The following is a 25970-nucleotide window of genomic DNA, read 5'->3' as shown; positions in this document are numbered from 1 at the left end:
ACGCCAGATCCGCGCAGCGGTGTCTGCGATCCGTGCTCAGAAAACCGATCTTTGCAACAAGCCTAGCTGACAGGCGCTGCCAGCGCGATGGACTGAGAGAAGAAATGTCTGCTTTGAAAGGAAATATTCTGGCGGCACTGGCTACTTTTGATGTCGCCGCCAAAACACAGAGTTTTACTCAGGCTGCAAGTACCCTGCATGTCACGACGGGGGCTGTCAGCCAGCAAATCCGCTTGCTGGAACAACAGCTCGGATTCGAACTGTTTCAGCGTCATGCCCGCGGTATCACACTGACAGAATCAGGTCGCCGCCTGCATCAGGTCGTCGGGCGCAGCCTGTCTGAAATTGCCGAAGTGATCCGTGCGCTGCAACTGGGACGGCAAGCTGAAGGGGAGATCCGGCTGAAGCTGACGCCTTCCTTCGCCTTTAAATGGCTGGTGCCCAGACTGCACCATTTTTATGCCCAATATCCGGACATCAATGTACAAACCTTTGCGGATGGCGCGCTGGTCGACAGCGAGAATACAGATTGTGATCTGGTGATCGATTACCGCCGGGATGACGATATCCAGCGCAATCGTCAGACCCGTTTACTCATGGCGGAATCCTTACTGCCGGTCATGAGCCCGGATTATCAGGCACGATTCAACTGGCAGGATCCCAAAAGCTGGCAACAAGCCACGCTGCTGCATGATGCGATGCCCTGGCGCAATGCAGAACGTGATACGGAATGGCGCTATTGGTTTGATGCCATGGGGATTGCTGCCGACAGCCGCCGCGGACATTTCTTTAACCGGACCGACATGGCCATGGCTGCGGCTGAAGCCGGACTGGGGGTAGCGATGGCCCGCCAGGCGCTGATTGGTGAAGATGTTCACAACGGCAAACTGATCTCGCCTTTTGCGCCTTTACCGGCCAATGCCGGATACTATCTGATCTGTCACCGGCATTCAGCCGCAATTGACTGCTTTATCCGTTGGCTGGAAGAGCAGCTGGCACAAGTCAGAGTTTGAGTCAAATGCAAAGCCCGGACAGGCAATGCCGGGCTTTCCCTACGGATTCCGCGTCCATCAAGCCGTCTGCGGTGAATCTCAGCATTGTTGCGGCCTGTAAACTCACATCCAGATAACTTTCAGGATGAGACTCCATCCCGGATCGCAGCGATACTATCTGTAGTTGCATTGCTTGCTGTGTCATTTGTTATGCCATTCATTTTGCATTCATCAAATGGGTGCATCATTATTATCAAATTCTGATAAAATATTACGGTTCATTCTGTCACAAAAATATCTCTCACACAGAACACACCATGAGAGCCTGACGGATAATCTTTTGCCTTCGTACGGTTATTCCTATCTGTTACACAAGCAACACCTGTATACATGGAATCAATAATTTATGTTCAAATTTTTTGAAAAACTCACGGCGCCATTCCCGCAAGAAACGCCACAGCAGCCGCCGGACAGCCTGCTGGCGTTTTGCCGCTTTTATACACGAGGTTTCGGTTGGCCATTACTGGCGATGTCTGTTCTGAGCGCCTGTATTGCGATCGTGGAAGTCACCCTTTTAGGCTTTATGGGTCAGTTAGTTGATTTACTGGCCCAGCATTCACCAGACACCTTTCTTGCCGAAGAAAGTGGCAAGCTCTGGATGATGGGTCTGCTGATTGTAGTTGTTATCCCTTTTCTGGCATTCACGCATTCAATGATTATGCACCAGACTCTGCTTGGGAATTATCCCATGTCGATTCGCTGGCTGGCGCACCGCTACCTGCTGCGCCAGAGCGTGTCTTTCTATCAGGATGACTTTGCGGGTCGTTTAGCCACCAAAGTGATGCAGACGTCACTGGCTGTGCGTGAAACCGTGATGAAACTGGTCGATGTATTGGTTTATATCAGTGTTTATTTCACCGCCATGATTGTCATGATGGGAAGTGCCGACTTAATTCTGATGCTGCCGATTCTGGTCTGGCTGATGGCCTATGTCGGCATCCAGTTCTATTTCGTTCCGAAAATGAAAGCCATCGCGACCGAGCAGGCAGATGCACGCTCAATGATGACGGGCCGCATTGTCGACAGCTACACCAACATCACCACGGTGAAGCTCTTTGCACACACCAACCGTGAAACTGAGTACGCTGAAGAGAGCATGCAAGGCTTTCTGGATACGGTGTACCGCCAGATGCGTCTGGCCACGAAATTTATTCTGAGCGTTGATGCAATCAACTACCTGCTGCTGTTTGTGATCGCAACGGTCTCGATTGGTTTGTGGATGAACAGCGCTGTCACGGTCGGTGTTATTGCCGTTGCAATCAGTATCGCGCTGCGCGTTCAGGGCATGTCGAAATGGATCATGTGGGAAATTGGTGCGCTGTTTGAAAATCTGGGGACGGTTGTTGACGGGATGAAGACCCTGTCAAAGCCAGTCTCGATTGAAGATAAAACCAACGCGGCGCCTCTGAATGTCCTTCAGGGTGGCATTGAGTTTGACAACATCAGCTTCCACTACGGCGAAAAAGACAAAGGCGTTATCGAGCAGCTCAATCTGCACATCAAACCGGGTGAAAAGGTCGGTGTTGTCGGTCGTTCCGGTGCGGGTAAATCCACGCTGGTGAACCTGCTGCTGCGTTTCCATGATCTTGAATCCGGTGCCATTCGCATTGACGGCCAGAACATTGCTGATGTCACGCAGGACTCTCTGCGCAGCAATATCGGTATGATCACGCAGGATACCTCACTGCTGCACCGTTCGATCCGTGAAAACATCCTGTACGGAAAACCGGATGCTTCAGAGGAACAACTGCTGGCAGCAACGCGTCAGGCCCATGCACATGAGTTTATCGCAACGCTGACCGACCCGCATGGCAACTCAGGTTACGACGCTCAGGTGGGTGAACGCGGAGTGAAACTTTCCGGAGGTCAGCGTCAGCGCATCGCTATTTCCCGTGTCCTGCTGAAAGACGCGCCGATTCTGGTCATGGACGAAGCCACTTCAGCACTGGATTCTGAAGTTGAAGCCGCGATTCAGGAAAGCCTGTATCAGCTGATGGAAGGCAAAACCGTCATCGCGATTGCGCACCGCCTGTCCACGATTGCCGCAATGGACCGCCTGATCGTGATCGACAACGGTCAGATCGTCGAACAAGGCAGCCATCAGGAACTGCTCGGCCAGAATGGCATTTACGCCCACCTGTGGGCGCATCAGACCGGTGGCTTCATTGGCTGCGATCTGGAAGAGACTCCGCAAGAAGAAGTCATGGCAAAATAATCAGCCAGGACCAAACATCACAGCCAGCCTCCGGGCTGGCTGTTTTATTTCTGAATGATAAATTGTCCGCAACATCACCTTTTCACTTCTGCCATGATGCATGACGAATCCAAATTCGTATCGAAACCATGGAATCTGTGTGATGGAGACTGAATGTTATGTTCATGCGCCTCTTCAACAAGTTATTCAAACCTGCACCTTTCAGGACTGAGACATCATGCTCGCCGCTAACACTGGATTTTGCTTGCAGTTATCCGAAAGTGACATTATCTGAGTCGTTCAACAAGCAGGCTTACAATCTGCTATTTCTGATGGACTGGGCGCAGTTTCCCCATTTCCAAGCAATCCTTCGGACGCATTATCCTCAGATCTCTGTCTGCATCACCGGAGAAGTCCAGAAAGGCCCCAAACATACAATTTTCAGGATGTGTTTACGGGATGACTTCGGGGGATGCTTTGTTCATCTGATCTCTGACGATCATGCTTTCATCGATACCGTCCTGGCCACTGGTTTCACACCGCCAAAACCGATGACTTCATTTCCTGATATCAACCCGGAAGCGTTCGGCAGTTTACAGGGCGACCTTGATTATTGGTTCAGTTGGCTGTGGATGCCTTACTGGACATCACTGACATCAGATGAAAAAGCCAGCCTGAACTTACCCCCTGACTGGCAGGAATTTATTGAATTCAGATCTTGAATCAGCGCGTACACATCGTCAAAACGGCTTACACAAAAAATGACGCTTTTTTTACGCCCTTCCTGCCCGATTTTTCGGTAAAGTGACCCCAGATGATTGATATTAACCTGTATTCTTATGCGTCTTTATCGAAACCAAGATTGTTCCTTTCCTGTCAGACAAACACTGTTGCCGCTTGTCGTCATGGCGGTTGCCGTCAGCACCGCCTACGGCCTGAGCGCCCTTGACATCACACAAGCCGGTATCTTGCTGATCCTGCAACTCGGTGTCGTCATTGTCGCCCTGAGCTCAACCCGGTTCGCATCCCTGCTGGCAGGACTAATTGGTGCTTTGTGCTTTAACTATTTTTTTACGGCGCCCAGATTTTCCCTGCAAATGTTTAACGCTGCCGACATCTTCAACCTGATGGTTTTCCTGATGATCGCCGTACTGACCAGCCATCTGGCCATTCAGTATCGCCAGCAAAAGCAAGCCTTGGCACAGGCGGAAATGCGTAGCCGGATTTTGTTGTCTGTATCACATGATCTGCGCACGCCGCTGGCTGGCATCATCGGCAATCTGAGCACCCTGCAGGAATATCAGTCCCGTCTTCCTGCTGAAGACCAGGATGAGTTACTGCAATCGGCCATGACAGAAAGCCATCGGTTACATCGTTATATTGAAAATCTGCTGCAGGCCACCAAACTCCAGCAAGGCAAGCTTCAACTCAACACCCAATTTCAATCGATCCTGCCTGTGCTGAGATCCCTGATTGATCGCGTGAACCCAGAGCGAATTCAGCTCCGGGCGACAACACCGCTGCCTGAGGTCAGTATTCAGCACGCGCTGATGGAGCAAGCCATTCATAATATTCTCGACAATGCCATGAAATATGCTTGGCCAGATACGCCAATTACCGTCACAGTTAGTCATGACCAGCAAGCTTTACGCATCGAAATTCACAATCAGGGGCCCGTTATATCCAATCAGGATCGCGAACGAGCCTTTGAACTGTTCTTTTCTTCCCGCAAAGGCGATCAGGGCGACGGCGGCACAGGGTTAGGACTGACAGTCAGTCAGGGGATTGTTCAGGCGCATCAGGGGGACATTCAGATGCAGCCCACCGACGCGGGCTGCACCGTGTGTATTTCTCTTCCCGTTTTGCAAGGAAACCCATCATGAGTACACGCATTTTAGTGATTGATGACGAGCCAGAAATTCAGCGCTTTATCCGGATTTCCCTGAATGCTGAAGGGTTTGATTATGCTGGCGCAGGAAACGCGGCAGACGGGCTCAACGCCATTGAAACATTCCAGCCGGCACTCGTCATTCTGGATCTGGGACTCCCGGATCAGGACGGATATACCCTGCTGAAAAAACTGAGAATGTTCAGCAATCTCCCGGTTTTGGTCCTGACGGCCCGTGACGAAGAGGACGAGATGATCAAGCTGCTGGAGGCCGGGGCCAATGATTATCTGAGCAAGCCGTTCAGTATCCGGGCCCTGATGGTTCGAATCAAAGTGCTATTACGAGATTTCAGCACTTTGCAGCCCGCAGCTGTCGGCAGACAGTACAGGTTTCAGGATCTGTGTATTGATACCCAGAGTCATCAGGTCTTGCTGCATGATCAACCTGTCGCGCTGTCCAAAAAAGAGTTTAAGCTGCTCGCTTTACTCGCACAGCAACCGGGACATTTGGTCACTCAAAAAACATTGCTGATCGAAATCTGGGGAAAAACCCATGCAGAAGACACGCATTATTTAAGAAACTTCGTCAGTCATTTACGAAAGAAACTCAATGACAATGCAGACAATCCTCAATATATCCGAACAGAACCCGGCATTGGTTATCGGTTTTTATTACCGCCAGAATAATACCAATCGCAGTAAATCATCTTTTTAATCCACAACCACAATCTGTAAAGAGAAAAACTATGGCACATTTTACCGTGATCGGTCTCGGTCGCTTCGGCGTGGCCGCAAGTTTAGAATTGATTCATTTAGGTCATACCGTCACCGGTATTGATCGCAATGAGAAAATTGCTGAAAAATATGTTTCAGACCTCACGCAAACCGTCATTTGTGACGCCACAGATGAAAATGCGTTAAGAGAGCTGAATTTAGGCAATAGCGACGCTGTTCTCGTCGCGATTGGTCAGGATATGGAAGCCAGCCTGCTCTGCACACTCTGCCTCAAAAAGCTGGGCGTGAATGAGCTCTGGGTGAAAGCCAATACGGCAGCACACCATGCGATTGTGTCCAAACTGGGCGTTTCCCGAATTATTCATCCTGAAGAAGAAATGGGGATTCGGGTTGCACAGGCTTTGCATTATCCGATGATCAACAATTATCTGTCTTTAGGCCACGATCAATATATCGTTGAAGTCCATATTCATCAGAAACACCAGGTCTTCACACTGGGTGAATTAATGCATGGATTCGACCAGAAAATAAGTCCGCTCCTCATTAAGCGAGGAAAAGAAAATATCACCGCCTTTCATGACAATATGACCTTAGTGGAAAAAGATATTCTTTTACTCAGCGGTCACCGGCAAGCATTAGCAGCATTGGCACCCAGACTCTACCCACATCATCTGTAATCTGAATCTGTCGATTCAAATGAAGGCGCTTCTTTAACGCAGTTTCATGTCAAGCCTGTTCTGCAGGCTTCTGTTCAAGGATTAACATTATGATTCAATGGCATCCTGCTGTTTCGCCACTGGAACGAAAACCCAAGGCAGCCCGCAAGATTCAGGCAGCCCCGCCTTTCATTCTTTCAGGCTGTTTTTTATTTCTGATTCTGGCGGGCACACTCCTTTTAAAACTTCCCATCGCCACCACAGCACCAATTGGCTGGCTTCAGAGTTTATTTACCGCAACATCAGCGGTCACCGTCACCGGGCTGATTGTCGTGGACACCGGCAGTGCCTTTACCCTGTTCGGCCAGATCGTGATCGCACTGCTCATTCAGCTCGGCGGATTGGGTATCATGACGTTCGCCGTCGTCACCCTCATGACTCTCGGCGGCAAAATCGGGTTCCTTCAGCAAAACATTGCCAAAGAAGCGTTTAACCAGACGGATACCTCGATGCTGGTGGCAACGGCAAAATCTGTGCTGATGTTTGCGTTCACGGTTGAAGCGATGGGCATGGTGATCCTGGCGTTCCACTGGCAGCCTGAACTGGGCTGGCCGACGGCGCTGTTCCATGGTTTTTTCTACACCATTTCCGCATTCAACAACGCCGGATTTGCGCTGCATCCGGACAGCCTGATGCCTTATGTGGGGGATCGGGTGGTGAATCTGACCATCACCGGGCTTTTTATCACCGGCGGCCTTGGTTTTGCAGTCTGGATGGATCTCTGGCGACAGCGGCGCTGGCACCGTTTGTCGCTGTACAGCCGCTTAATGATCAGCGGGACTGTGATCATCAACTTACTGGCACTGCTGGCAATCTACCTGATCGAGCGGGACAATCCGGCTACCCTGGCGCCCCTTTCTGATTCTGCGCAATGGCTGGCAGCCTGGTTTCAGGCCGTGACGCCAAGAACCGCCGGATTTAATACGCTGCCGATTGATCAGCTCGAAGATGCAACCACAGTGCTGATGCTGCTGCTGATGTTCATTGGCGGCGGCTCGCTGAGCACAGCCAGCGGCATTAAAGTCGTCACTTTTATCGTCCTGCTGGTTGCCACGGTTCAGTTTCTGAAGCGACAGGATGTGATGAGCCTTGGCCAACGCCAGATTCAGCCGAAAACCGTTCAGAAAGCACTGGCGCTGACCCTGATTTCCTGTGCTGCCGTCTGGTTCTCCATCTTTCTGCTGATGCTGACCGAAGACGCGCCTTTTCTGGATGTCGTTTTTGAAGCCGTATCCGCGCTGGGCACCGTCGGGTTATCCAGAGGACTGACCGGGGCACTGTCACCGGCAGGCGAATGCATCATTATTTTCATGATGTTCGCAGGAAGGCTTGGCCCGTTAACCCTCGCCTATCTGCTCGCCAGCCCCAAAAGCAACCACATCCGCTACCCCTCGACCACGCTGGCAATTGGATAATCCATCAGAACAGTCCCCCCTGATTTTCGGAGGACTGTTTTTTACAGCGCAACACCGTTCTTTGTTAAGGCGCTGCTTCCCCAGCTTCAGATTCATCTGGACCGGGCGTCCGTCTCAAAGATCCTGGTTGAGATCTGTGTGGTTATTGAACTCACTGTTATAAAATTCAATCACAGACATCAGGTACGGCAGCACTGACGCTGCTGTGCCTGATCGGCTTCGGTGTATTCCGGTAAAGAGATGGTCGTACTCATGCTGTGGTACTTTTACAATTAATCATCCGAAACTCAATCATCTGTGACATCAACATACTGACGTATCATCTTGTCCAATTCAAAAAACTGTTCTTCCATGCAACTAAATGCAACCTCATAAGCCCCAAAAGCGGATGTCCTCCAAAAGTCCGATACACCGTAGCCATGAGTACTGACTGTATGCTGATATAAAGACTCACATCCCATATATTGGTATGTTTTCTCTCGAAGAAATGGAATGACTTCAATTTCAGTTTTTTTATGAAACCCAGTCATTTTAAATGACAGCAATGCAAAAGCACCTGCGCCCACAAAAGCAAGGGGGCCCATCATCAGCCCGGCAATCAGACAAACAACAATACCGAAATAGGCCATAACCCGAGTGATTTTGTAGAAAATCTCCGGCACTCGCTCAGTTTTCTGAATGATGACCCCTTTCGGCGTAATTTGGCCTTTGTAGTCATAGTCGACATCAAACAGAAAGTAACTCACTGGAGAAAAAATTACGACAGATATTGCCCACATATAAAAAAGAATGACATCAGAACTTAAATAATAGGAAATGCCATAAATCAAGCTGAATATTCCTGCCATAATAAACGGCATCAAATGCTTATCCTTTGAGCGAAGTACACACTCCCACTCATAAATCACTTCCGCATCCAGCACTTGTTGGCGCCGCTGTGCCTGATCGGCTTCGGTGTATTCCGGTAAAGAGATGGTCGTACTCATGCTGTGGTACTTTTACAATCCTTTGCCTAAAGCACAATCGTTTCTAACATGGATACACTGACGCATAAATTTATCTAGTTCAGAAAATTGTTCTTCATAGCAATAAATTTTCACCCAATAATCCAAATTATAATTGCTTTGATCCGAACCAAGCACATCATAATAAAAAGCGAATACAGAATATTGGTAAATTGGGTTTTCTTCTTTCCCTTCATACTCATATTGATGTTCAGGAATAAAAGGTATCACCCAACTTTCGACCTGCTTATGAAACCCAGTCATTTTAAATGACAGCAATGCAAAAGCACCCGCACCCACAAAAGCAATGGGCCCCATCATCAGCCCGGCAATCAGACAAACAACAATACCGAAATAGGCCATAACCCGAGTGATTTTGTAGAAAATATCCGGGACTCGCTCAGTTTTCTGAATGATGATCCCTTTCGGCGTTATTTGGCCTTTGTAGTGATAGTCGACATCAAACAGAAAATAACTCACTGGAGAAAAAATTACGACAGATATTGCCCACATATAAAAAAGAATGACATCAGAACTTAAATAATAGGAAATGCCATAAATCAAGCTGAATATTCCTGCCATAATAAACGGCATCAAATGCTTATCCTTTGAGCGAAGTACACACTCCCACTCATAAATCACTTCCGCATCCAGCACTTGCTGGCGCTGCTGTGCCTGATCGGCTTCGGTGTATTCCGGTAAAGAGATGGTCGTACTCATGATTCCTCAATTTTCACTGAAAACAGTTGATGCCCGATCATATCGCTTGCCTTGCCATCTTTCATCACCTCAATGTCTCTTTTTATTTGAGAATTCAACTGGTACTTATAGTACTGGGCTGTCTTCTCTGTTTCAGAAAAGGGATTATGGTTACTCACCATTGCGAAAATCTGAATCGTGTCGACCGCCTCAATCCAGATAGGGACATCCAGAACCAGAGTCGGGACCTTCTGCACGTCATATTCCCAGTATCCTCTGGCAATATCCAATGCCGTCAACTGATAAGTAAATGCTTCGACTTTAGTTGTTTTACGATAACCCAGATAACCTTCCTGCTCACGCAGCCCCGACACAGTCACTCCCACAGAGACCGACTGTCCGGGGCGTTGCTGCGGAAAGGTTATTTTCAGTTGTTTCAGGGTTGTAAAGGGTGACGGCTCATACGGAGAGGCAAACTTACCCGGTAGTTGTTTGCAACTTTTGACTATTTCCTGAATTTGCGGCTGATTCAGGATTTGCAATAGCGCCTGATATTCCGCTTTTGCCGTCCAGTCTCCTTTTGGTTCTTTCCCCCAAATGCTTTTACGTAGCCAGTTTTCCAGCGGTGACTTTTGCAGCATATTGATGATGATCGAAATTACCAGATAAGCAATCCCTAACCAGAACCAGGCAGCCACCATCCAGCCTTGCAATACAAATCCAATAACAGCTCTATTCGCCAATCCCCTTGCCCCATTTAATGCCAGCACACCCCAGACACCACTTTGAGTGAATAGAACTGCGCTCTTTAAATACAGCAATCCCTTTTCTAATCTAAAGTCAGCTTTGCCTGCATCCAACAAGGTCCGGTACGCTTCCCAACCCGCAGCAATCACACCCAGCATTCCTGACAACATTGAACGCTGTAGATAACCCTTAGCCAATAATCGAATATCTAAGTTGCGGCTTTTTAGAGCCAAATCATTCAGTTTCTTTTCCAACATAACGGGTTTTTGCTTCACACGCTCAAACGCCAGGCCGCGGAAAATCTCACTGGTGGCATGCATCAGCCAGGCCGTACTGAAACCCACCACATGCAGTTGAGTATTGAGATCTACATTCGGATTCGATGAAAGCGCTTCTTCGACAGTATACTGCTGGACAACCACATTCATGCTATTGAGAAATGCAACCACAAAGTCCATTCGGCCAATACGGTTCAATGACTGATTTACACGGTCAAAAAACTGATTGACCGGTTGCAACTTCTCACCATTGAAGCTTTCGAATAACACAGGTGCTTGCCTGACCATCTGGCCAGCCCGAGCCTCCATCTTCTCTTGCTTCATTTTTAACTCTGCACGATTGGGGGAATCTGCAGGCATCCGTTTTAATTGATTCTCCAGCGACTGCCACTCCAATGCGGCTCCCGTTAAACGTTGACGGTACGCGCGGCTGGTACCTTCAAAAGCCGGATTCATGCCGATCTTCCCCTGAGAAATCTGCTCTATACACCAGATCATCGCTGCAACATTGAATCCGGCTCTAAAGCCGCCTTGATTCATCATCATTCCAAAATAAGTGAAATACCCCTTTTGATAACCCATGCCAATGATATTTTTCATCGCTTCAGTAGCACTATCGATTAACCCGCTAATGGGTACCATCATCGACAATGTCTTTTGATAAAGCCCTCCAGCCTCAGCTTGCCCATAGCCGAGCACACTATTCAGACCAGCGACGACCCCCGTAACAGGCACAGACTCCCTTTGCAAATCAATAACATCACTTTCTTTCACAAGCTCATCGGCCTTGGCATAAAACTCTGCTGAAAAAAATGACGTGGCCAGTGCCATTAGATTATCCGGCTTTTCCTGAATCAAAGCATCTGCAAGCTTCTGCTGCATCGCTTCATCGTTCGCACTACAGTTCAGTGCAGGCAAAATTTCCCCGAAGAGCTCCATCAGGTAGCCCATGTGGTCACTGTAAAGAATATCCAGCCCCAAATGCATTGGCTCCGTGCCTAGCTTTGGTATCGCAGTTAATAATCTGTCAAACGCGCCGGGAATTGCAGCATAGGCGTGCGACTGTGAAGCAAGATAATCCTTATAGAAGGCGTCCAGATCGTCCCAGTTCACTTGCGAATGGGCTTTGCGCCTGTCGGTATAATCCTGAACATATTCCTCAACCCCGAAAAAGCCCATCCCTTCCAGGGTTGCCTGAGCCTTGAGGCTGGCCTGCCGGCAAGCTTCAAGATCCTTCAGGCGCTGAGGCATCATGTTATCTGAGCCTAATTGCGGCAGATGGACTTTCTGGTACTCATATTCCAGACAGACATCCAACGCGCTTTCAAACTCAACCCATTGTTCCGGCTGGATTTCCGGCATTTTATCTTTCGGGATTGGTACCCGAACCATCGAGCGAATGGCTTCTGCTACCACCACTTTACGGTGCGTAGACTCATCCGGCGTCGTGATGAGAACTGGCTCTAACAGCGCAAGAAACAAATCACTCAAATCAGCCAGCGGGTCATCAAGTGCTACGATTTGCTGTACATACGCTGAGGGCGCCTGATAGGTGTAACTGGCTAGCGTCTTCTTCGGGGGGATATGAATAAAATCGTTCGGTCGATCAACGTCACCAGACAGCGGCGCACAGGTGCCGGCAAACCGCTCTTGCGCTTGCGCATTCACATCTGCGACATAACATTCCACGTCGGCAACATCAGTCCGGTGAGTTGCTGCGCCCGAAGTGTTCAAATTCACTTGCCGCAGCCAGCCATCGCGGGCTTCGGCATTGCCAAGATAATAATCACAAATTCGATCCGTCCACCGCTTCACGGCATACGCCAGATAGTACGGGCGATCCGACACACAAAGAATATGGGTTTTGGGCCGACCGGGCTCAGCTTTCTGACGTGCTTCAGCCGTTTGACCGATGACCCGGCGGAACTCACCCTGTTCAATTTTGTATTCTTCCAGCGTCCAGCTTTCTGAATCCGGTACCGGCGAAAGCGCATACAGCCAGCCATCCCGCAGCTGTCGCAAGGTATAAGGGGTATCATCCGCCTGAAAAATACCGCCGGAGAAGGTTTCCGTATCCGGAATGGGGTGTAAACCCTGCCCTTGCGCATTACACGCATCCAGGGCATAACGCACCGGAGAAAGCGCGGTAAGCCGGGCACCATCCGACTCGGCCACTTGCACCACCGGGAAATCAGCCCGCTTCTTTGACGGCTCAATCGCGAAAACACCGTCACCCAGCAACGCTGCCGAAACCGGGTAACTCACATCCTGCCCGTGGTTATAAATCCCGACCGGCTCAAGATAAAGCTTGATGCCGTTGGTCAGCCTTGTTTCCTTGCCTCGCCAGTATGGATTCAATGCTAAAAGCGTCTCAAATGTAAGCTGATGCTTCTCTGCAACCTCAGATAACGTCTCTCCCTCAACAACAGTATGCTTTTTGCGCTGCCCGCTATTTTCTGTCAGCGGGATTATCTGATCCATGTCCAGCCTGACGCCATGTGCCTGCAAAAATGCGGTGTCCACACTCTGAATTGCCTTATCAGACAAGGCTTCCCGGCTATAAAGCAGGTACTGATCCTGAATAACCTGACCATTTCTTTGCCACAGTGCCAGAATGTATTCCAGCGGGCGATCAACCGCCGGCTCTGGATACATTGCCTCCGGGCGGCTTTGCGTCACCTGAAAACGGGGATAAGTATCTCCCATGCAGCGGAATTCGCTCACCAATTGGCCTTCCAGAAAATGATAAAGATACCCTTCTGTCGGCAGCCCTAGCTGCTCCCCCATCCGAATGGCAGGACGAACTGGGACGAAGGCTTCTTTCACAACCACTGAACATGCTTCATGGGGTTCGACCGCATCAATCGCAAGCATCGTTGAAGGGTTGCTGTACCAGCGGACAGCCAGCGACTTTTCCTCCGCTGTTCTGACGTCACAGGCAACATACGTGTGCTGACCCTGTGGTTTTTCATCCCATTGGCGGATCGCTGCTTCTTCCTCTGTTTTTTTGAGTTGCAGAGATAAATAGGGGCTGACGTATTGTCGGAAGGTTTCCATTCGACAGGCAAACGCAACGGTATAACCAAAGCTCGGTACAGACTCAACATCCGTTGCGGGCTCTGCCTTCGGGGTACAGAGACGTTCGTCCAGCGGTGGAAAAGCCGCATTGGTATAACGAACAGGAGGCGGATTTTTTTTGAATGACATGGCAGTCTCCGTAAGTCAGAAAGCCCGGCCATTGTAGACATTCTGTCCCTATGAGGCATCTGTCATACCCCCGGAACAGGCAGGCAAAATCACGATTGAAACTGTCATTTTCACTATGAGTGGAATTTTGAGACTTGCTTCGCAGCTTTGGTGACTGGGGACTGTTCGCTTTATCAAGACGACAGTCCGCTCCTGATCTGAATTCAGGAACGGACAATCGGTATGATGGCAGGTCAGGTTAAGGCGCGGCTTCCCCAGCTTCAGATTCATCTGGCGTTGTGGCCGGGAAAGGGTCGCTGAAGATCGGATTACTCAGGAAGCCCTCATCGGTCAGGGTTTCCAGAAACGCGACCAACGCCTCTTTGTCTGCCTGCGTCAGATTCATCCGGACCGGACGGCCGGTACGGTCTCGGAGATCCGGGCTGAGATTATTATGGTTATTCACTCCGCTATTATAAAACTCAATCACAGACATCAGATCCGGCAGATGACCATCGTGAAAGAACGGGGCGCCCACAGCAATATTCCGCAGTGAACCGGTTTTGAAGAAACCAGCCAGATTACCGCCGACCCCCTGATCCGGATTGTTATTGGAGACCGAGCCATTGTTATGATTTCGGTCCATCACAAATGCCATGGTGGTATGACAATTCGTGCAATTCAGGTCTTCAAATAAAACCAGCCCCCGTTGTTCCTGTGCGCTGAGTACAGGGTTAGGATCATTATTCAGTTCAGCCTGAACAGCCAGATCAAACTTGGACTCATAACTGACCATCGATCGCATGAATTGCGCCATTGCCAGCGCCATTCTCTGGCTGGTGATGGCTTCATCGCCGAAGGCGTCAGTAAACAGTTGGCCGTAAAAACTGGTCAGCCCCAGTTTGGTTTCCAGATCAAACAGGTTCATCCCCATCTCAACCGGGTCCTGAATCGGCATCAGCGTTTGATCTTCCAGCGTCGCTGCCCGCTCATCCCAGAAAAAACGCCCTGGATCGTAATATCGGGCATTACTGAGCCCCATGGAGTTCCGGCCCGTATGCCCGCCTTCAAAGCCAACGCTCAATTGTGCCGGGTCGGTAAAGCCATGTTCCTGCTGATGACAAGAAGCGCATGACTTGGTGTTATTGGCTGATAACCGGACATCGTAAAACAGAATGCGGCCCAGTTTTGCCACCGGATTGCGCAGCTCATTGTCACGCGGCGTGTTGTCTTCTGTCGCCACACTACGAAAACGAATATTCTGAAAATCTGTGCTGGAAATCGAAGTGTAATATTCAGGCTGCCCCGCAACATAGCTTTCATAATCCGGACTGGTTTCTGTATCCGGTAAAGGTAAGCCATCAATATCCACTCTGGGCTCCGGAACGGGTTCCGGATCCGGTTCTGGATCGGGGTCCGGTGTTGGCTCTTCACCACCGGGTGGTGGATTTCCCGGGTCATCGCCAACGGGATCACCGGGATTAGAAGATGGCGGTGTATCGCTTCCTGCCACGGGATCGTCATCATTATTACAGCCACCCAGCATTGTCAAAGCCAATGCCAGCAAAAAGACATGTGAGTATTTCATGGTTACACCCCTGCCAACCACTGCGTTCTAATTTTTCGTCGAGGAAATAAGGGCAATACCGCTTGTGCGCCTAATGAAAACAGTAGCAGGGGTTGGTCTCGGGCGTTTTCTGATTATTAAGACAACAAAACCCGACAGGATCGCCGGGTTTTGAAGATTTTTAACAATCAATTGTCAATTTTTTAGGATTAAAAACCCGTCTCCGGTAACGCCGGAAATTCGGATAATCCATAGGCTGACCGCGTGTCATAGAAAGTGTTTTCCGACACATAATCCGATTTATCGACCGGGGCATTGCCCACGATCTCGTTCTGGCTGACACTCAAATCAAACCCACCAGCCGCAGGGAGTGCCAGCAGCTGACTTCCGGCAGGACGGTCTAAAATGATGACATTATTGCTGAGTGTGACGCGATTGGGCTGACTGGTGTCATACGCCGCTTCCAATCCAAAACCAATCAATTGTCGGTTTGCTGAATTCGGCCCCTGCTCCAGCACGCTGCCGCGAATCACAAGTTCGCCACCATTCGGCGTATCGACCAGCCGGCTGTCATCACCGCTCAGCGACGCAATTTCACTGTATTCAATCAGCGTATTTTTCGCGCGGCTCTTGATTTCATGCCCTTGATCTTTCGAACTGTAAAACCGGCTGTAGCGAATCGTCAGGCTGTCATTATTACTGTATACCGCATGAGCACGGCCCGCTTTCCCTAAACGCTCAAAAACACTGTGTTCGATGGTCAGGCTACCGGTGCCTGAAGCCGACAAAACGCCTTGTTCGCTGTCATGAAAATACACCTGTGACAACACCAGATCCCGACCTTGTTGCCGGACACAGGCACCGTTTTGATCGGGCACACTCACCTGGCTGCATTCGATATTTTCAATTCTGACGCCTTGTCCGTTCACGATAAAAGTCGCTTTGCCCATCAATTGGGCCCCTTTAAAATGGGTCTCGCCACTACCGCTGACGGTCACGTTATCCGGTTGTATTTTTAAACCACGACTGTAAACACCATTGCCGATCACCACTTGGCTGCCAGCCAGAATGGCCGCCTCGGCAGATGCCAGATCGGTGTATACCTGACCATCCACTTCAATCGTATTGTCGCTGACCGAATTCTCAACCGGGACCGGCCCCGTGCCGTCTCCCGTTGATGGAAATGCGCTTTCATTCCCTGAATCATTCCCTTGGGCCGCAGAATCCCGTTCCTGTACCTGTTTTTTGTCTGAGGCTTCACTGCCTCCGCCACAGCCAGACAGCCCAAAAACCACAAGGAGGGCCGCAGCTGATTTCCAGCGTGATCCTTGATGACTCATCTTCACACCCTTGTTCAGCAGCAAAAAAGAGCATGCATTGTCAAAAATTGACAACCAAATTTTGTCAATATCAGGTCAAAACTCTTCAATCTTTCCGAAATTAGAAACAAAGTTTGTGATTTTTAAGGACTTTTCAGCAATGAGAATTCGCTTAAAAACGCGAAAGATTTGACCGCAAAACGAATTTTGTTTTCATTCATATTTTGAAATCATGAGCCACATGAATAACACATATAAATCAATACTTTAAAATGGCGACCCCAGCAAACTCATTACACGACCAAACATTACAACCCTAAACATTTTTTGACTTTGATCAATTCCTATGCCATCTTGTTTTTAATTAAACGTTCAATCAAAAAAGAATTGGTGACTGTTCATGCCCAAAGTCGGAATGCCGGAAATCCGGAAACCACAGCTTGTGGAAGCCACCATGGCCGCCATTGATGAGGTGGGTCTGGCGGGTGCAAGTGTGGCGCTGATCAGCAGAAAAGCCGGGGTATCCCCTGGCATCATCAACCATTACTTTGGCGGTAAACACGGCTTGCTGGAAGAAACCATGCGGTCCGTCTTGCGTCAGTTATCCCACACCGTGATGGAACATTTGTCTCAGGTGGATCAATCCGATGTTCAGGGACGAATCAAAGCCATTGTCGCCGGAAACTTCGACGGCTATCAGGTGGACAGCAAAGTGGTCAAAACCTGGTTGTCTTTCTGGGCGCAAGCGATGCACGACCCGCAATTGCACCGCCTGCAACGCGTGAATGAAAAACGCTTGCTCTCACATTTAAGACGTGAGCTCAAGCAGGTCCTGCCCGTTGAAAAAGCACTGTTTGTCGCGCAGGGAACCGCAGCACTCATTGATGGCATCTGGCTTCGGGGCGCACTCACGCCGGGTGGCATCAGCGCAGAGCAGGCTCAGGCCATTATTACCGATTATCTGGAAAAGCAGCTGGCGCCCTATTTGTAAGACCCGCGTTTTTCCACCCACACAATTTCATTCTTGGGGGCTGATGAAACCCTATCAGCCACGACACAGGAGCACAGTAGCAGTATGACGATGACATCCCTGTACATTCACGGACAAGCCACGCAAGCCACTTCAGGCGAGCAGTTCGAAACCCGCAACCCAGCAACCGGCGAAGTGATCGCTCAGATGGGTCAGGCATCTGAGGCCGACATGGCCCGTGCCATTGCCTCGGCCAAAGAAGGCTTCGCGATCTGGTCTGCCATGAGTGGTGCGGAACGTGGCCGGATCCTGATGAAAGCGGTGGCTTTGCTGCGGGAACGGAACGATGAATTAGCAGCGCTTGAAGTGCAGGACACAGGCAAGCCACTACAGGAAGCGCTGGAAGTCGACATTGTTACCGGTGCGGATGTGATTGAATATTATGCCGGCCTGGCAGCCAGTCTTTCGGGTCAGCAACAGGATCTCGGCCACGGTCAGTTTTTCTATACCCGTCGTGAACCGCTGGGCATTTGTGCTGGTATCGGTGCCTGGAACTACCCGATTCAAATCGCGATGTGGAAATCTGCCCCTGCGCTGGCAGCCGGGAATGCCATGATTTTCAAACCGTCTGAAGAAACCCCGCTGACTGCCCTGAAACTGGCAGAAATCTACACCGAGGCCGGCGTGCCGGATGGTGTGTTTAACGTGGTACAGGGCGATTACCGTGTCGGTCAGATGCTGTCCCGTCATCCTGAAATCGCCAAAGTTTCCTTTACCGGCGAATGCGGCACCGGCAAAAAGGTTATGGCTGATGCCGCCGGTTCTCTGAAAGATGTCACCATGGAACTGGGCGGGAAATCGCCGCTGATCGTCTTTGACGATGCACAGCTGGATAACGCAGTTTCCGCAGCCATGATGGCCAATTTCTACACTCAGGGCGAAGTGTGTACGCACGGCACCCGAGTTTTCGTCCACGATGCCGTTTACGACGAGTTTCTCAATCGTCTGACAGCGCGAACGGCCAAGCTGAAAGTCGGCGACCCAAGCGACATCAACACCCAAATTGGCGCACTGATCTCTTCCGAGCATCTGGAAAAAGTGCTGGGCTTTATTGAAGCCGGAAAACAGTCGGGAGCTCGTTTGCTCGCTGGTGGCCACCGCGTGACAGAAAACGGTCTGGACAAAGGCAACTTCGTTGCGCCGACCATTTTTGCGGACTGCACCGATGACATGCCGCAAGTCAGAGAAGAAATCTTTGGCCCGGTGATGTCCGTGCTGCGTTTCAGTGAGGAAGACGAAGTGATTCGTCGTGCCAACGACACCGATTACGGACTGGCAGCGGGTATCTTTACCCAGAATCTGTCACGCGCCCACCGCCTGATTGCTCAGATTGAAGCCGGGATTTGCTGGATCAATACCTGGGGCGGCTCTCCTGCTGAAATGCCGGTCGGTGGATACAAGCACTCAGGCGTCGGTCGCGAAAACGGTCTGGAAACCCTGAATCATTACACCCAGACCAAGAGCGTGCTGATCGAACTGGGTGATCTTGAATGCCCTTACCTGTAACCACTTATCTGGACAAAGCACGCCAAGCCAAAGAAAACAGACGTAAAGGGAACGCCATGAAGCAAGAATTTGATTACATCATTGTCGGTGCCGGTTCAGCAGGTTGTGTGCTGGCCGACCGCCTGACCGAAAGCGGCGCGCATCAGGTGCTGTTGCTGGAAGCCGGTGGCAGCGACAAGAGTATTTTCATTCAGATGCCAACGGCACTGTCGTACCCGATGAACAGCGATAAGTATGCCTGGCAGTTTGAAACCCAGCCGGAAAACGGCCTCGACGGACGCCAGCTGCATTGTCCGCGCGGAAAAGTGCTGGGCGGCAGCTCGTCCATCAACGGTATGGTGTACGTTCGTGGCCACGCCTGCGACTTTGATGAATGGGAAGCCCACGGCGCGTCTGGCTGGAGCTACCGCGACTGCCTGCCTTACTTTCGCAGGGCTGAAAACTGGAAAGGCGGTGAAGATGCCTACCGGGGCAACCGGGGCCCGGTTGCCACCTGCAACGGAAACGATATGGCACTGAACCCGCTGTATCAGGCTTTCATTGATGCAGGCCAGCAGGCAGGTTACCCGGCAACGGACGATTACAACGGCTATCAGCAGGAAGGTTTCGGCCCGATGCACATGACCGTCGACAACGGTGTCCGGGCTTCGACCTCCAATGCTTATCTGCGCCGTGCCATGAAGCGCAGCAACTTAATGGTACTGACCGGCGTCCTGAGCCGGAAAGTCCTGCTGGACGGCAAACAGGCCACCGGAATCGAATTTGAACGTGGCGGAAAAGTCCAGTCCGCGACAGCACGCAAAGAAGTCATTTTATCTGCCGGTTCTGTCGGCTCACCACAATTGTTGCAGCTGTCCGGCATTGGGCCGAAAACGGTACTCGAAGAGGCCGGTATCCCGGTTCAGCATGAGCTGCCGGGCGTGGGCGAAAACCTTCAGGATCACCTGGAAGTCTATTTCCAGTATGAATGTAAAGAACCGGTCACGTTGAACAGCAAGCTGGGCCTGATCAGCAAAGGCTTGATCGGCACCCGCTGGATTCTGTTCAAAGACGGCCTGGGCGCAACCAACCACTTTGAATCCTGTGCCTTTATTCGCTCCCGCGCAGGTCTGAAGTGGCCGAATGTGCAGTATCACTTCCTGCCTGCTGCGATGCGCTACGACGGTCAGGCCGCGTTCGACGGCCATGGATTTCAGGTCCATGTCGGCCCGAACAAGCCAGAGAGCCGCGGCCGGATCTGGGTGACGTCTGCCGATCCGAAAGCCAAACCGGGCATTGAATTCAACTACATCAGCACCGAACAGGACAAGCAGGACTGGCGCGATACCATCCGCCTAACCCGTGAGATTCTGACCCAGCCAGCCATGTCTGCCTATCGCGGACAAGAGATCCAGCCGGGTGAAGCGGTTCAGAGTGATGAAGCCATTGACGCCTGGGTTCGCGAGAACGTCGAGAGTGCCTACCACCCGTCCTGCACCTGCAAAATGGGCAGCGACGACGATGTCATGGCTGTGCTGAACAGTGACTGTCAGGTCCGCGGTATCGACAGCCTGCGCGTGGTGGACTCATCCGTATTCCCCACAATCCCGAACGGCAACCTGAACGCACCCACGATCATGGTGGCCGAAAAGGCCGCCGATAAAATTCTGGGCAAACCCGCCCTGCCTGCAGCCCATGTCCCTGTCTGGATCGCAGACAACTGGCAGGAAGCACAGCGCAGCACCGTGCCTGAAACTGCCGACGCAAACTAAGGCGTCAGTCACCGGAAACACCCTAATTCGTGGTGGTGAATTTCACCACCACCGGGCTGGCTCACCCTGATTTCAGGAACAGGCAGCCCTGTTGATGCACGCCTCACCCGAACACGAGGCTGAACCACAAACGAAATGGATAAAGGACAAGTCATGACGACAATGAAGAAGACCCTCAAATACACTGCAATCGCAACACTGATGGCCGCTGGCGCTCAGCCAGTGATGGCAGCACAGTGCGACACGGTACGTTTCTCTGATGTTGGCTGGACCGACATTACCGCCACCACAGCCGTGACCAGCGAAGTCCTGAAAGGTCTGGGCTACACAACCAAAACACAGCTGCTGTCTGTCCCGGTCACTTACTCTTCCATGGCCAATGGCGACATCGACGTCTTCCTCGGCAACTGGATGCCAACCATGGAAGGCGATATCGCGAAGTACCGTGACAACGGTACGGTTGAAACCATCCGTGCCAACCTTGAGGGTGCAAAATATACCCTGGCCGTGCCGAAATATGTGTACGACGCAGGGGTCCGCAGCTTTGCCGATCTGGCGAAATTCGAAGATAAATTCCGTGGCCGTATCTACGGCATTGAGCCGGGGAATGACGGCAACCGTCTGATTCAGGACATGATCGACCAGAATGCTTTCAGTCTGGAAGAATTCCGTCTGGTGGAATCCAGTGAAGCTGGCATGGTTTCTCAGGTCAAACGTGCCGTGAACCGCGAGCAGTGGGTGGTTTTCCTGGGCTGGGCGCCGCACCCGATGAACAACAACTTTGATCTGGAATACCTGTCCGGCGGTGACGACTTCTTCGGCCCGAACTACGGCGGTGCCAGTGTTTACACCAATGTCCGCAAAGACTACATGGAAACCTGTCCGAACGTCGGCCAGTTGCTGCAAAACCTCACCTTCAGCCTGGAGATGGAAAACGAGCTGATGGGTGACATTCTCAACGAACAGAAAAAACCGGCCGCTGCGGCAAAAGCCTGGTTGCAAGCGCATCCGGAAGTGCTGGACCAGTGGCTGAAAAACGTGAAGTCCGTTGATGGCAGCAACGGCACTGAATCCGTGAAGCAATACCTGAATATTTAATCCTAATTTTGCAGGCGTCAGTCAGTCTGATGGCGCCTGCAACTGCTTTTGTTGTACCCCTTTTAAGGAGTTAATGTGAATTTTATTACCGATCATAAGATCCCACTGGGTGAATGGATGGCAAACCTTGTCGACTGGCTGACTTACAATGCGGCCGGCTTCTTCGACGCCATCTCCTACAGCCTGGAATCTCTGATCATGATGCTGGTCGATGTCTTCAAGTGGATGCCACCTGCAGTACCAATTCTGATGACCGCGGCACTGGCCTGGGCGCTGCATCGCAGCTTCTCTCTGGTCGCTTTTGTGGTCGCCGCCCTGCTGCTGATTCTGAATCTGGGTTACTGGCCGGAAATGCTGGAAACCTTCGTGCTCGTGCTCACTGCCACCTCAATTTCGGTGCTGGTTGGCGTGCCGATTGGGATCATGGCTGCTCACCGCCCCTGGCTGTACACCCTGATGCGCCCGATTCTGGATCTGATGCAGACGATTCCGACCTTTGTGTATCTGATCCCAACTCTGGTGCTGTTTGGTCTGGGCGTGGTCCCCGGGCTCATTTCCACCATTATTTTTGCCATTGCTGCTCCGATTCGACTGACCTATCTGGGGATCAGCCGCGTGCCGGAAGAACTGCTGGAAGCAGGTCAGGCCTTCGGTGCAACCCGCTCCAAATTGCTGTTCAAAGTAGAACTGCCGGCGGCAATGCCAAACATCATGGCAGGGATAACCCAATGTATCATGCTGTCTCTGTCGATGGTGGTCATCGCTGCACTGGTTGGTGCTGATGGTCTGGGTAAGCCTGTCATTCGGGCGCTGAATACCGTGAACATCTCGCAAGGCTTTGAGGCCGGTCTGGCCATTGTTCTGGTCGCGATTATTCTCGACCGCCTGTGTAAAACCCCAGCCAGCAAAAACCAGGAGGGCTAATCATGACTGCCATTCGAATTGAAAATTTAGACGTGATCTTCGGTAAAAATACCGAGCAGTCACTGGCATTGCTGGATCAGGGCAAAAGCCGTCAGGAAATTATTGATGAAACCGGCGATGTCGTTGGCGTGAATAAAGTCAGCCTGGATGTAGCCCAGGGTGAAATCTGTGTGCTGATGGGCTTATCAGGTTCCGGTAAATCCAGCCTGCTGCGCGCCATCAACGGCCTGAACCCGGTATCGCGCGGTAAACTGGAAGTACAGGATGGCGACAGCATGGTGGATCTGGCTTCCTGTGATGCCAACACCCTGCGCCATATGCGCACCGAACGCATTTCTATGGTGTTCCAGAAATTTGCCCTGATGCCCTGGCTGACCGTGCTCGACAATGCTGCTTTTGGTCTGGAAATGCAGGGAATCAGCAAATCAGAACGCCGTCGCCGGGCCATGGAAAAGCTGGAGATGGTCGGTCTGGCTGAATGGAAAGACAAATTCCCGCACGAACTGTCTGGCGGAATGCAGCAGCGTGTTGGTCTGGCCCGTGCGTTTACAATGGACAGCGACATTCTACTGATGGATGAACCGTTTTCGGCACTGGATCCATTGATCCGCAGTCAGCTTCAGGATGAGTTGCTGGAACTTCAGCGCAAACTCAACAAGACCATTGTCTTTGTCAGCCACGATCTCGACGAAGCGCTGAAAATCGGGAACAACATCGCGATCATGGAATCCGGTGAACTGATCCAGCACGGGAAGCCGGAAGACATCGTCCTCAAGCCCAATACGCAGTATGTGAAAGACTTTGTCGCCCATACCAATCCACTGAACGTGCTCCGTGGCCGCTCACTGATGACACCGACCAGCGAGCTGGAAAGCCTGGAAGACATGCTGATTCTGAATCGCCATGAAGGCACACGCCTGAACACCAATGATGCGGGAGAAGTGTTAGCGGCTCGCCGTCAGGAGCAGGATCTGGCCCTGCAACTCTGGCAGCAGGGCGATGATCTCGACCGTCTGTCTCAGACAGATATCGTGACAGCCAGCCCGGATATCTCGATGCGCGATGCGCTGGAAATCCGCTATCGCACGGGTCAGCCCGTGCTGCTGACTGAACGTAACGGCAGCGATAAACACACCTTGGTTGGCATCCTGTCTGATCAGGACTTTTACCACGCATTGCTCGGGAAGCACTTTGAGGCAAAAGTGGCTTAACCCACTGAATCTCGACACCCCACAGAAATGAAAAAACGCCCGGTGATTAACTAGGCGTTTTATTTTCGTGGCAGTAAGCGGTTATATTCTATTGATCCGATTCACCAAACCACCAACGTTTTTCACCATCTAACCAAGCGTTAATTGTAAAATGTGTACTCAACTCTGAGTAGAACTTTGATTTAACTGAAATAGATTCCGGCTTCCATCCCTGTGTACCGGGTTTATTGATCATCAACCTTGTAATTGGACCAGATAAATAAATAGGCAGCCTGATTTCAACTGTATCTGTTTTTCCTGTTTGCCAATCATTGAAAGGTTGATCAATATGAGTCAGTGTCGATGCATTTCCGTAAGAATCAAATAGCTTAATATAGACGGCGTTATTTGTTCCTGCATGGTCATCATTTGCAGTTTTGATTGTTAAGATGAAACTTGAATCCTTTTTATCCCGATGTGTCGAGTCTCCACCATTATATTGTGAAAGCCCAACAGATTTAGATGCATGATTATCCAACCATGCCCCGCCACCGGCAAAACATTGACCATCGTTGATACGCGTAACCCAAGTATTATTTAATGACCATGCATCTTTGCCGTCAAGCCGAAAAACTTCAGTTGTTAATGGCGCATCCCCTTCGGTTAAGCCATTCAGAACAGAAGAAAAAAGCTCCCCTTGATTGAAATTATCACTGGATAGCTTTTTCTCCGGCCCTGTTTCTGTCTCGGATTGAAGTTTCACATAAACAGGATTTTTAGTATTATCGCCACTATCCGTATCCGTAATTGTGATGATTTCATAATCGTATGACATGGTTTACCCTTTCATAAATAATAATTAATTCAATATTTTCTAAACACTGCAGTAACAGTATGAGAAGCATTTTATTTATCGGCAACCAGAAGAACTTAAAAACTTATTTATTGCGACTCATCACAAAAAACACGAGACAGAGCTTTCGATAAAAAATATTTTTTAGATTTAACCTGTCATTAAAAAACACGGTATAACTCATACACTGAGACCAAACCATCAACCGGAATGAAATCCATCTGTCATATAGCGAATCACAGATTGCTCACCAATTGATAAAAGCCTGTTATCGCTATCCCGGATATATTTTATGCCATCACCGATGAGATATCATAAACTGTAACTTGCAATCAGCGTGACATGACGGACTGACGGCGAAAAAAATTTCGCTTTCACCTTCTGGTACGCCGGGTCATTGAAAAAGGCGGTTTTCTGATCTTCATCCGGGAACCGAATGGTAAATACGCGATTGATTGGCTCAGGCGTTTGGGCGATCAGCACTTCTGAAACCTGAAAATCATATCCAAAGCTACCACCGTAGGAAGTCAAAATCGGAAGCATTTCCTGACGATATTGCTTGTACCCATCCTCATCCGAGATATCCATACCCAATAACAATTCGTACATCAGCACATTCCCCTTGATCGCGGATCGCCTTTCTATTGGCAGATCCATAAAAAGCATTTGTCTACAACAACGATAATGGCATCAGCAACAATCGGGAAGGTGTGTGATTCAAGCCTGTGAAAGCATGGGCAAAAAGAAATCATTCAGTAGGGGTTGACGGAAATGACCCTGCGCAATGCAGACAGCGGCCAGATCTGGATCAGGGAGCA

At 50.4% G+C, this 25970-nt stretch carries 20 protein-coding genes; 13 read left to right on the top strand and 7 right to left on the bottom strand.

Going from position 1 to position 25970, the window contains the following annotated elements:
• The first annotated feature begins 104 nt into the window (after nt 1-104).
• The 7 genes from Q4579_RS13760 to Q4579_RS13730 all read left to right on the top strand — a co-directional run bounded on the left by Q4579_RS13760 (nt 105) and on the right by Q4579_RS13730 (nt 8000).
• Nucleotides 105-1013, top strand: a complete 909-nt coding sequence (locus Q4579_RS13760; protein WP_303565018.1) for a LysR substrate-binding domain-containing protein — start codon at nt 105-107, stop codon at nt 1011-1013.
• Between the two features lie 385 nt (nt 1014-1398).
• The gene (locus tag Q4579_RS13755) at nt 1399-3267 is read left to right on the top strand and encodes an ABC transporter ATP-binding protein (RefSeq protein ID WP_303565017.1); all 1869 of its coding nucleotides are present in this window, start codon (nt 1399-1401) and stop codon (nt 3265-3267) included.
• Nucleotides 3268-3527: 260 nt separating this feature from the next.
• Entirely contained in the window at nt 3528-3968 is a 441-nt protein-coding gene (locus Q4579_RS13750) for a hypothetical protein (RefSeq protein ID WP_303565016.1), read from the top strand.
• 117 nt (nt 3969-4085) lie between these two features.
• On the top strand, nt 4086-5129 hold the full coding sequence (locus Q4579_RS13745) for an ATP-binding protein (protein WP_303565015.1): 1044 nt from the start codon (nt 4086-4088) through the stop codon (nt 5127-5129).
• Nucleotides 5126-5821: a response regulator transcription factor gene (locus tag Q4579_RS13740; protein WP_303565013.1), complete on the top strand. Its 696-nt coding sequence runs from the start codon at nt 5126-5128 to the stop codon at nt 5819-5821. Before Q4579_RS13745 ends, Q4579_RS13740 begins: the two co-directional genes overlap by 4 nt.
• 59 nt (nt 5822-5880) lie before the next feature.
• Nucleotides 5881-6546, top strand: a complete 666-nt coding sequence (locus Q4579_RS13735; RefSeq protein WP_303565012.1) for a TrkA family potassium uptake protein — start codon at nt 5881-5883, stop codon at nt 6544-6546.
• Nucleotides 6547-6635: 89 nt separating this feature from the next.
• Nucleotides 6636-8000, top strand: coding sequence for a TrkH family potassium uptake protein (locus Q4579_RS13730; RefSeq protein ID WP_303565011.1), 1365 nt, complete (start codon nt 6636-6638; stop codon nt 7998-8000).
• 287 nt (nt 8001-8287) lie between these two features.
• Here the strand turns inward: Q4579_RS13730 and Q4579_RS13725 are convergent, their stop codons facing one another.
• The 5 genes from Q4579_RS13725 to Q4579_RS13705 all read right to left on the bottom strand — a co-directional run bounded on the left by Q4579_RS13725 (nt 8288) and on the right by Q4579_RS13705 (nt 16821).
• On the bottom strand, nt 8288-8986 hold the full coding sequence (locus Q4579_RS13725) for a hypothetical protein (protein WP_303565009.1): 699 nt from the start codon (nt 8984-8986) through the stop codon (nt 8288-8290).
• A gap of 12 nt (nt 8987-8998) precedes the next feature.
• Nucleotides 8999-9724 carry a hypothetical protein gene (locus tag Q4579_RS13720; protein WP_303565008.1) on the bottom strand — a complete coding sequence of 242 codons (726 nt, stop codon included), beginning with the start codon at nt 9722-9724 and terminating at the stop codon, nt 8999-9001.
• Complete coding sequence (locus tag Q4579_RS13715; RefSeq protein ID WP_303565006.1) at nt 9721-13935, bottom strand: LysM peptidoglycan-binding domain-containing protein; 4215 nt, start codon at nt 13933-13935, stop codon at nt 9721-9723. The genes Q4579_RS13720 and Q4579_RS13715 overlap by 4 nt, the downstream gene beginning before the upstream one ends.
• A gap of 238 nt (nt 13936-14173) precedes the next feature.
• The gene (locus Q4579_RS13710; protein ID WP_303565004.1) at nt 14174-15502 is read right to left on the bottom strand and encodes a cytochrome-c peroxidase; all 1329 of its coding nucleotides are present in this window, start codon (nt 15500-15502) and stop codon (nt 14174-14176) included.
• A 188-nt stretch (nt 15503-15690) separates the two neighbouring features.
• Nucleotides 15691-16821 carry a right-handed parallel beta-helix repeat-containing protein gene (locus tag Q4579_RS13705; protein ID WP_303565002.1) on the bottom strand — a complete coding sequence of 377 codons (1131 nt, stop codon included), beginning with the start codon at nt 16819-16821 and terminating at the stop codon, nt 15691-15693.
• A gap of 379 nt (nt 16822-17200) precedes the next feature.
• Here Q4579_RS13705 and betI point away from each other — a divergent pair, with 379 nt between their 5' ends.
• From betI to choV, 6 genes are all read left to right on the top strand, one after another.
• The gene (gene betI / locus Q4579_RS13700; protein ID WP_303565001.1) at nt 17201-17791 is read left to right on the top strand and encodes a transcriptional regulator BetI; all 591 of its coding nucleotides are present in this window, start codon (nt 17201-17203) and stop codon (nt 17789-17791) included.
• A gap of 84 nt (nt 17792-17875) precedes the next feature.
• The gene (betB, locus tag Q4579_RS13695) at nt 17876-19336 is read left to right on the top strand and encodes a betaine-aldehyde dehydrogenase (RefSeq protein ID WP_303565000.1); all 1461 of its coding nucleotides are present in this window, start codon (nt 17876-17878) and stop codon (nt 19334-19336) included.
• A gap of 56 nt (nt 19337-19392) precedes the next feature.
• Nucleotides 19393-21087: a choline dehydrogenase gene (gene betA / locus Q4579_RS13690; protein WP_303565054.1), complete on the top strand. Its 1695-nt coding sequence runs from the start codon at nt 19393-19395 to the stop codon at nt 21085-21087.
• A gap of 153 nt (nt 21088-21240) precedes the next feature.
• Nucleotides 21241-22185 (top strand): choline ABC transporter substrate-binding protein, encoded by a 945-nt coding sequence (locus tag Q4579_RS13685; RefSeq protein ID WP_303564998.1) that lies wholly within the window; start codon nt 21241-21243, stop codon nt 22183-22185.
• 75 nt (nt 22186-22260) lie between these two features.
• The gene (gene choW / locus Q4579_RS13680; RefSeq protein ID WP_046221776.1) at nt 22261-23109 is read left to right on the top strand and encodes a choline ABC transporter permease subunit; all 849 of its coding nucleotides are present in this window, start codon (nt 22261-22263) and stop codon (nt 23107-23109) included.
• A gap of 2 nt (nt 23110-23111) precedes the next feature.
• Nucleotides 23112-24320: a choline ABC transporter ATP-binding protein gene (gene choV / locus Q4579_RS13675; protein WP_303564995.1), complete on the top strand. Its 1209-nt coding sequence runs from the start codon at nt 23112-23114 to the stop codon at nt 24318-24320.
• An 88-nt stretch (nt 24321-24408) separates the two neighbouring features.
• Here the strand turns inward: choV and Q4579_RS13670 are convergent, their stop codons facing one another.
• Nucleotides 24409-25134: a PLAT/LH2 domain-containing protein gene (locus Q4579_RS13670; RefSeq protein ID WP_303564993.1), complete on the bottom strand. Its 726-nt coding sequence runs from the start codon at nt 25132-25134 to the stop codon at nt 24409-24411.
• 330 nt (nt 25135-25464) lie between these two features.
• A complete protein-coding gene (locus tag Q4579_RS13665; RefSeq protein WP_303564992.1) occupies nt 25465-25761 on the bottom strand; it encodes a DUF1330 domain-containing protein in 297 nt (98 codons plus the stop codon).
• Between the last annotated feature and the right edge of the window lie 209 nt (nt 25762-25970).

It is taken from the genome of Photobacterium sp. 1_MG-2023 (assembly GCF_030547945.1).
GTDB lineage: Bacteria > Pseudomonadota > Gammaproteobacteria > Enterobacterales > Vibrionaceae > Photobacterium.
This window is presented reverse-complemented; position numbering and strand designations above follow the sequence as displayed.

Coding starts and splice junctions, on each gene's coding strand:
- Q4579_RS13725 (WP_303565009.1), bottom strand. CDS start 8,986: ATGAGTACGACCATCTCTTTACCGGAATACACCGAAGCCGATCAGGCA.
- Q4579_RS13710 (WP_303565004.1), bottom strand. CDS start 15,502: ATGAAATACTCACATGTCTTTTTGCTGGCATTGGCTTTGACAATGCTG.
- Q4579_RS13740 (WP_303565013.1), top strand. CDS start 5,126: ATGAGTACACGCATTTTAGTGATTGATGACGAGCCAGAAATTCAGCGC.
- betB (WP_303565000.1), top strand. CDS start 17,876: ATGACGATGACATCCCTGTACATTCACGGACAAGCCACGCAAGCCACT.
- Q4579_RS13705 (WP_303565002.1), bottom strand. CDS start 16,821: ATGAGTCATCAAGGATCACGCTGGAAATCAGCTGCGGCCCTCCTTGTG.
- Q4579_RS13715 (WP_303565006.1), bottom strand. CDS start 13,935: ATGTCATTCAAAAAAAATCCGCCTCCTGTTCGTTATACCAATGCGGCT.
- choV (WP_303564995.1), top strand. CDS start 23,112: ATGACTGCCATTCGAATTGAAAATTTAGACGTGATCTTCGGTAAAAAT.
- Q4579_RS13685 (WP_303564998.1), top strand. CDS start 21,241: ATGACGACAATGAAGAAGACCCTCAAATACACTGCAATCGCAACACTG.
- Q4579_RS13755 (WP_303565017.1), top strand. CDS start 1,399: ATGTTCAAATTTTTTGAAAAACTCACGGCGCCATTCCCGCAAGAAACG.
- Q4579_RS13745 (WP_303565015.1), top strand. CDS start 4,086: ATGCGTCTTTATCGAAACCAAGATTGTTCCTTTCCTGTCAGACAAACA.
- Q4579_RS13735 (WP_303565012.1), top strand. CDS start 5,881: ATGGCACATTTTACCGTGATCGGTCTCGGTCGCTTCGGCGTGGCCGCA.
- betA (WP_303565054.1), top strand. CDS start 19,393: ATGAAGCAAGAATTTGATTACATCATTGTCGGTGCCGGTTCAGCAGGT.
- Q4579_RS13720 (WP_303565008.1), bottom strand. CDS start 9,724: ATGAGTACGACCATCTCTTTACCGGAATACACCGAAGCCGATCAGGCA.
- Q4579_RS13760 (WP_303565018.1), top strand. CDS start 105: ATGTCTGCTTTGAAAGGAAATATTCTGGCGGCACTGGCTACTTTTGAT.
- betI (WP_303565001.1), top strand. CDS start 17,201: ATGCCCAAAGTCGGAATGCCGGAAATCCGGAAACCACAGCTTGTGGAA.
- Q4579_RS13730 (WP_303565011.1), top strand. CDS start 6,636: ATGATTCAATGGCATCCTGCTGTTTCGCCACTGGAACGAAAACCCAAG.
- Q4579_RS13665 (WP_303564992.1), bottom strand. CDS start 25,761: ATGTACGAATTGTTATTGGGTATGGATATCTCGGATGAGGATGGGTAC.
- Q4579_RS13670 (WP_303564993.1), bottom strand. CDS start 25,134: ATGTCATACGATTATGAAATCATCACAATTACGGATACGGATAGTGGC.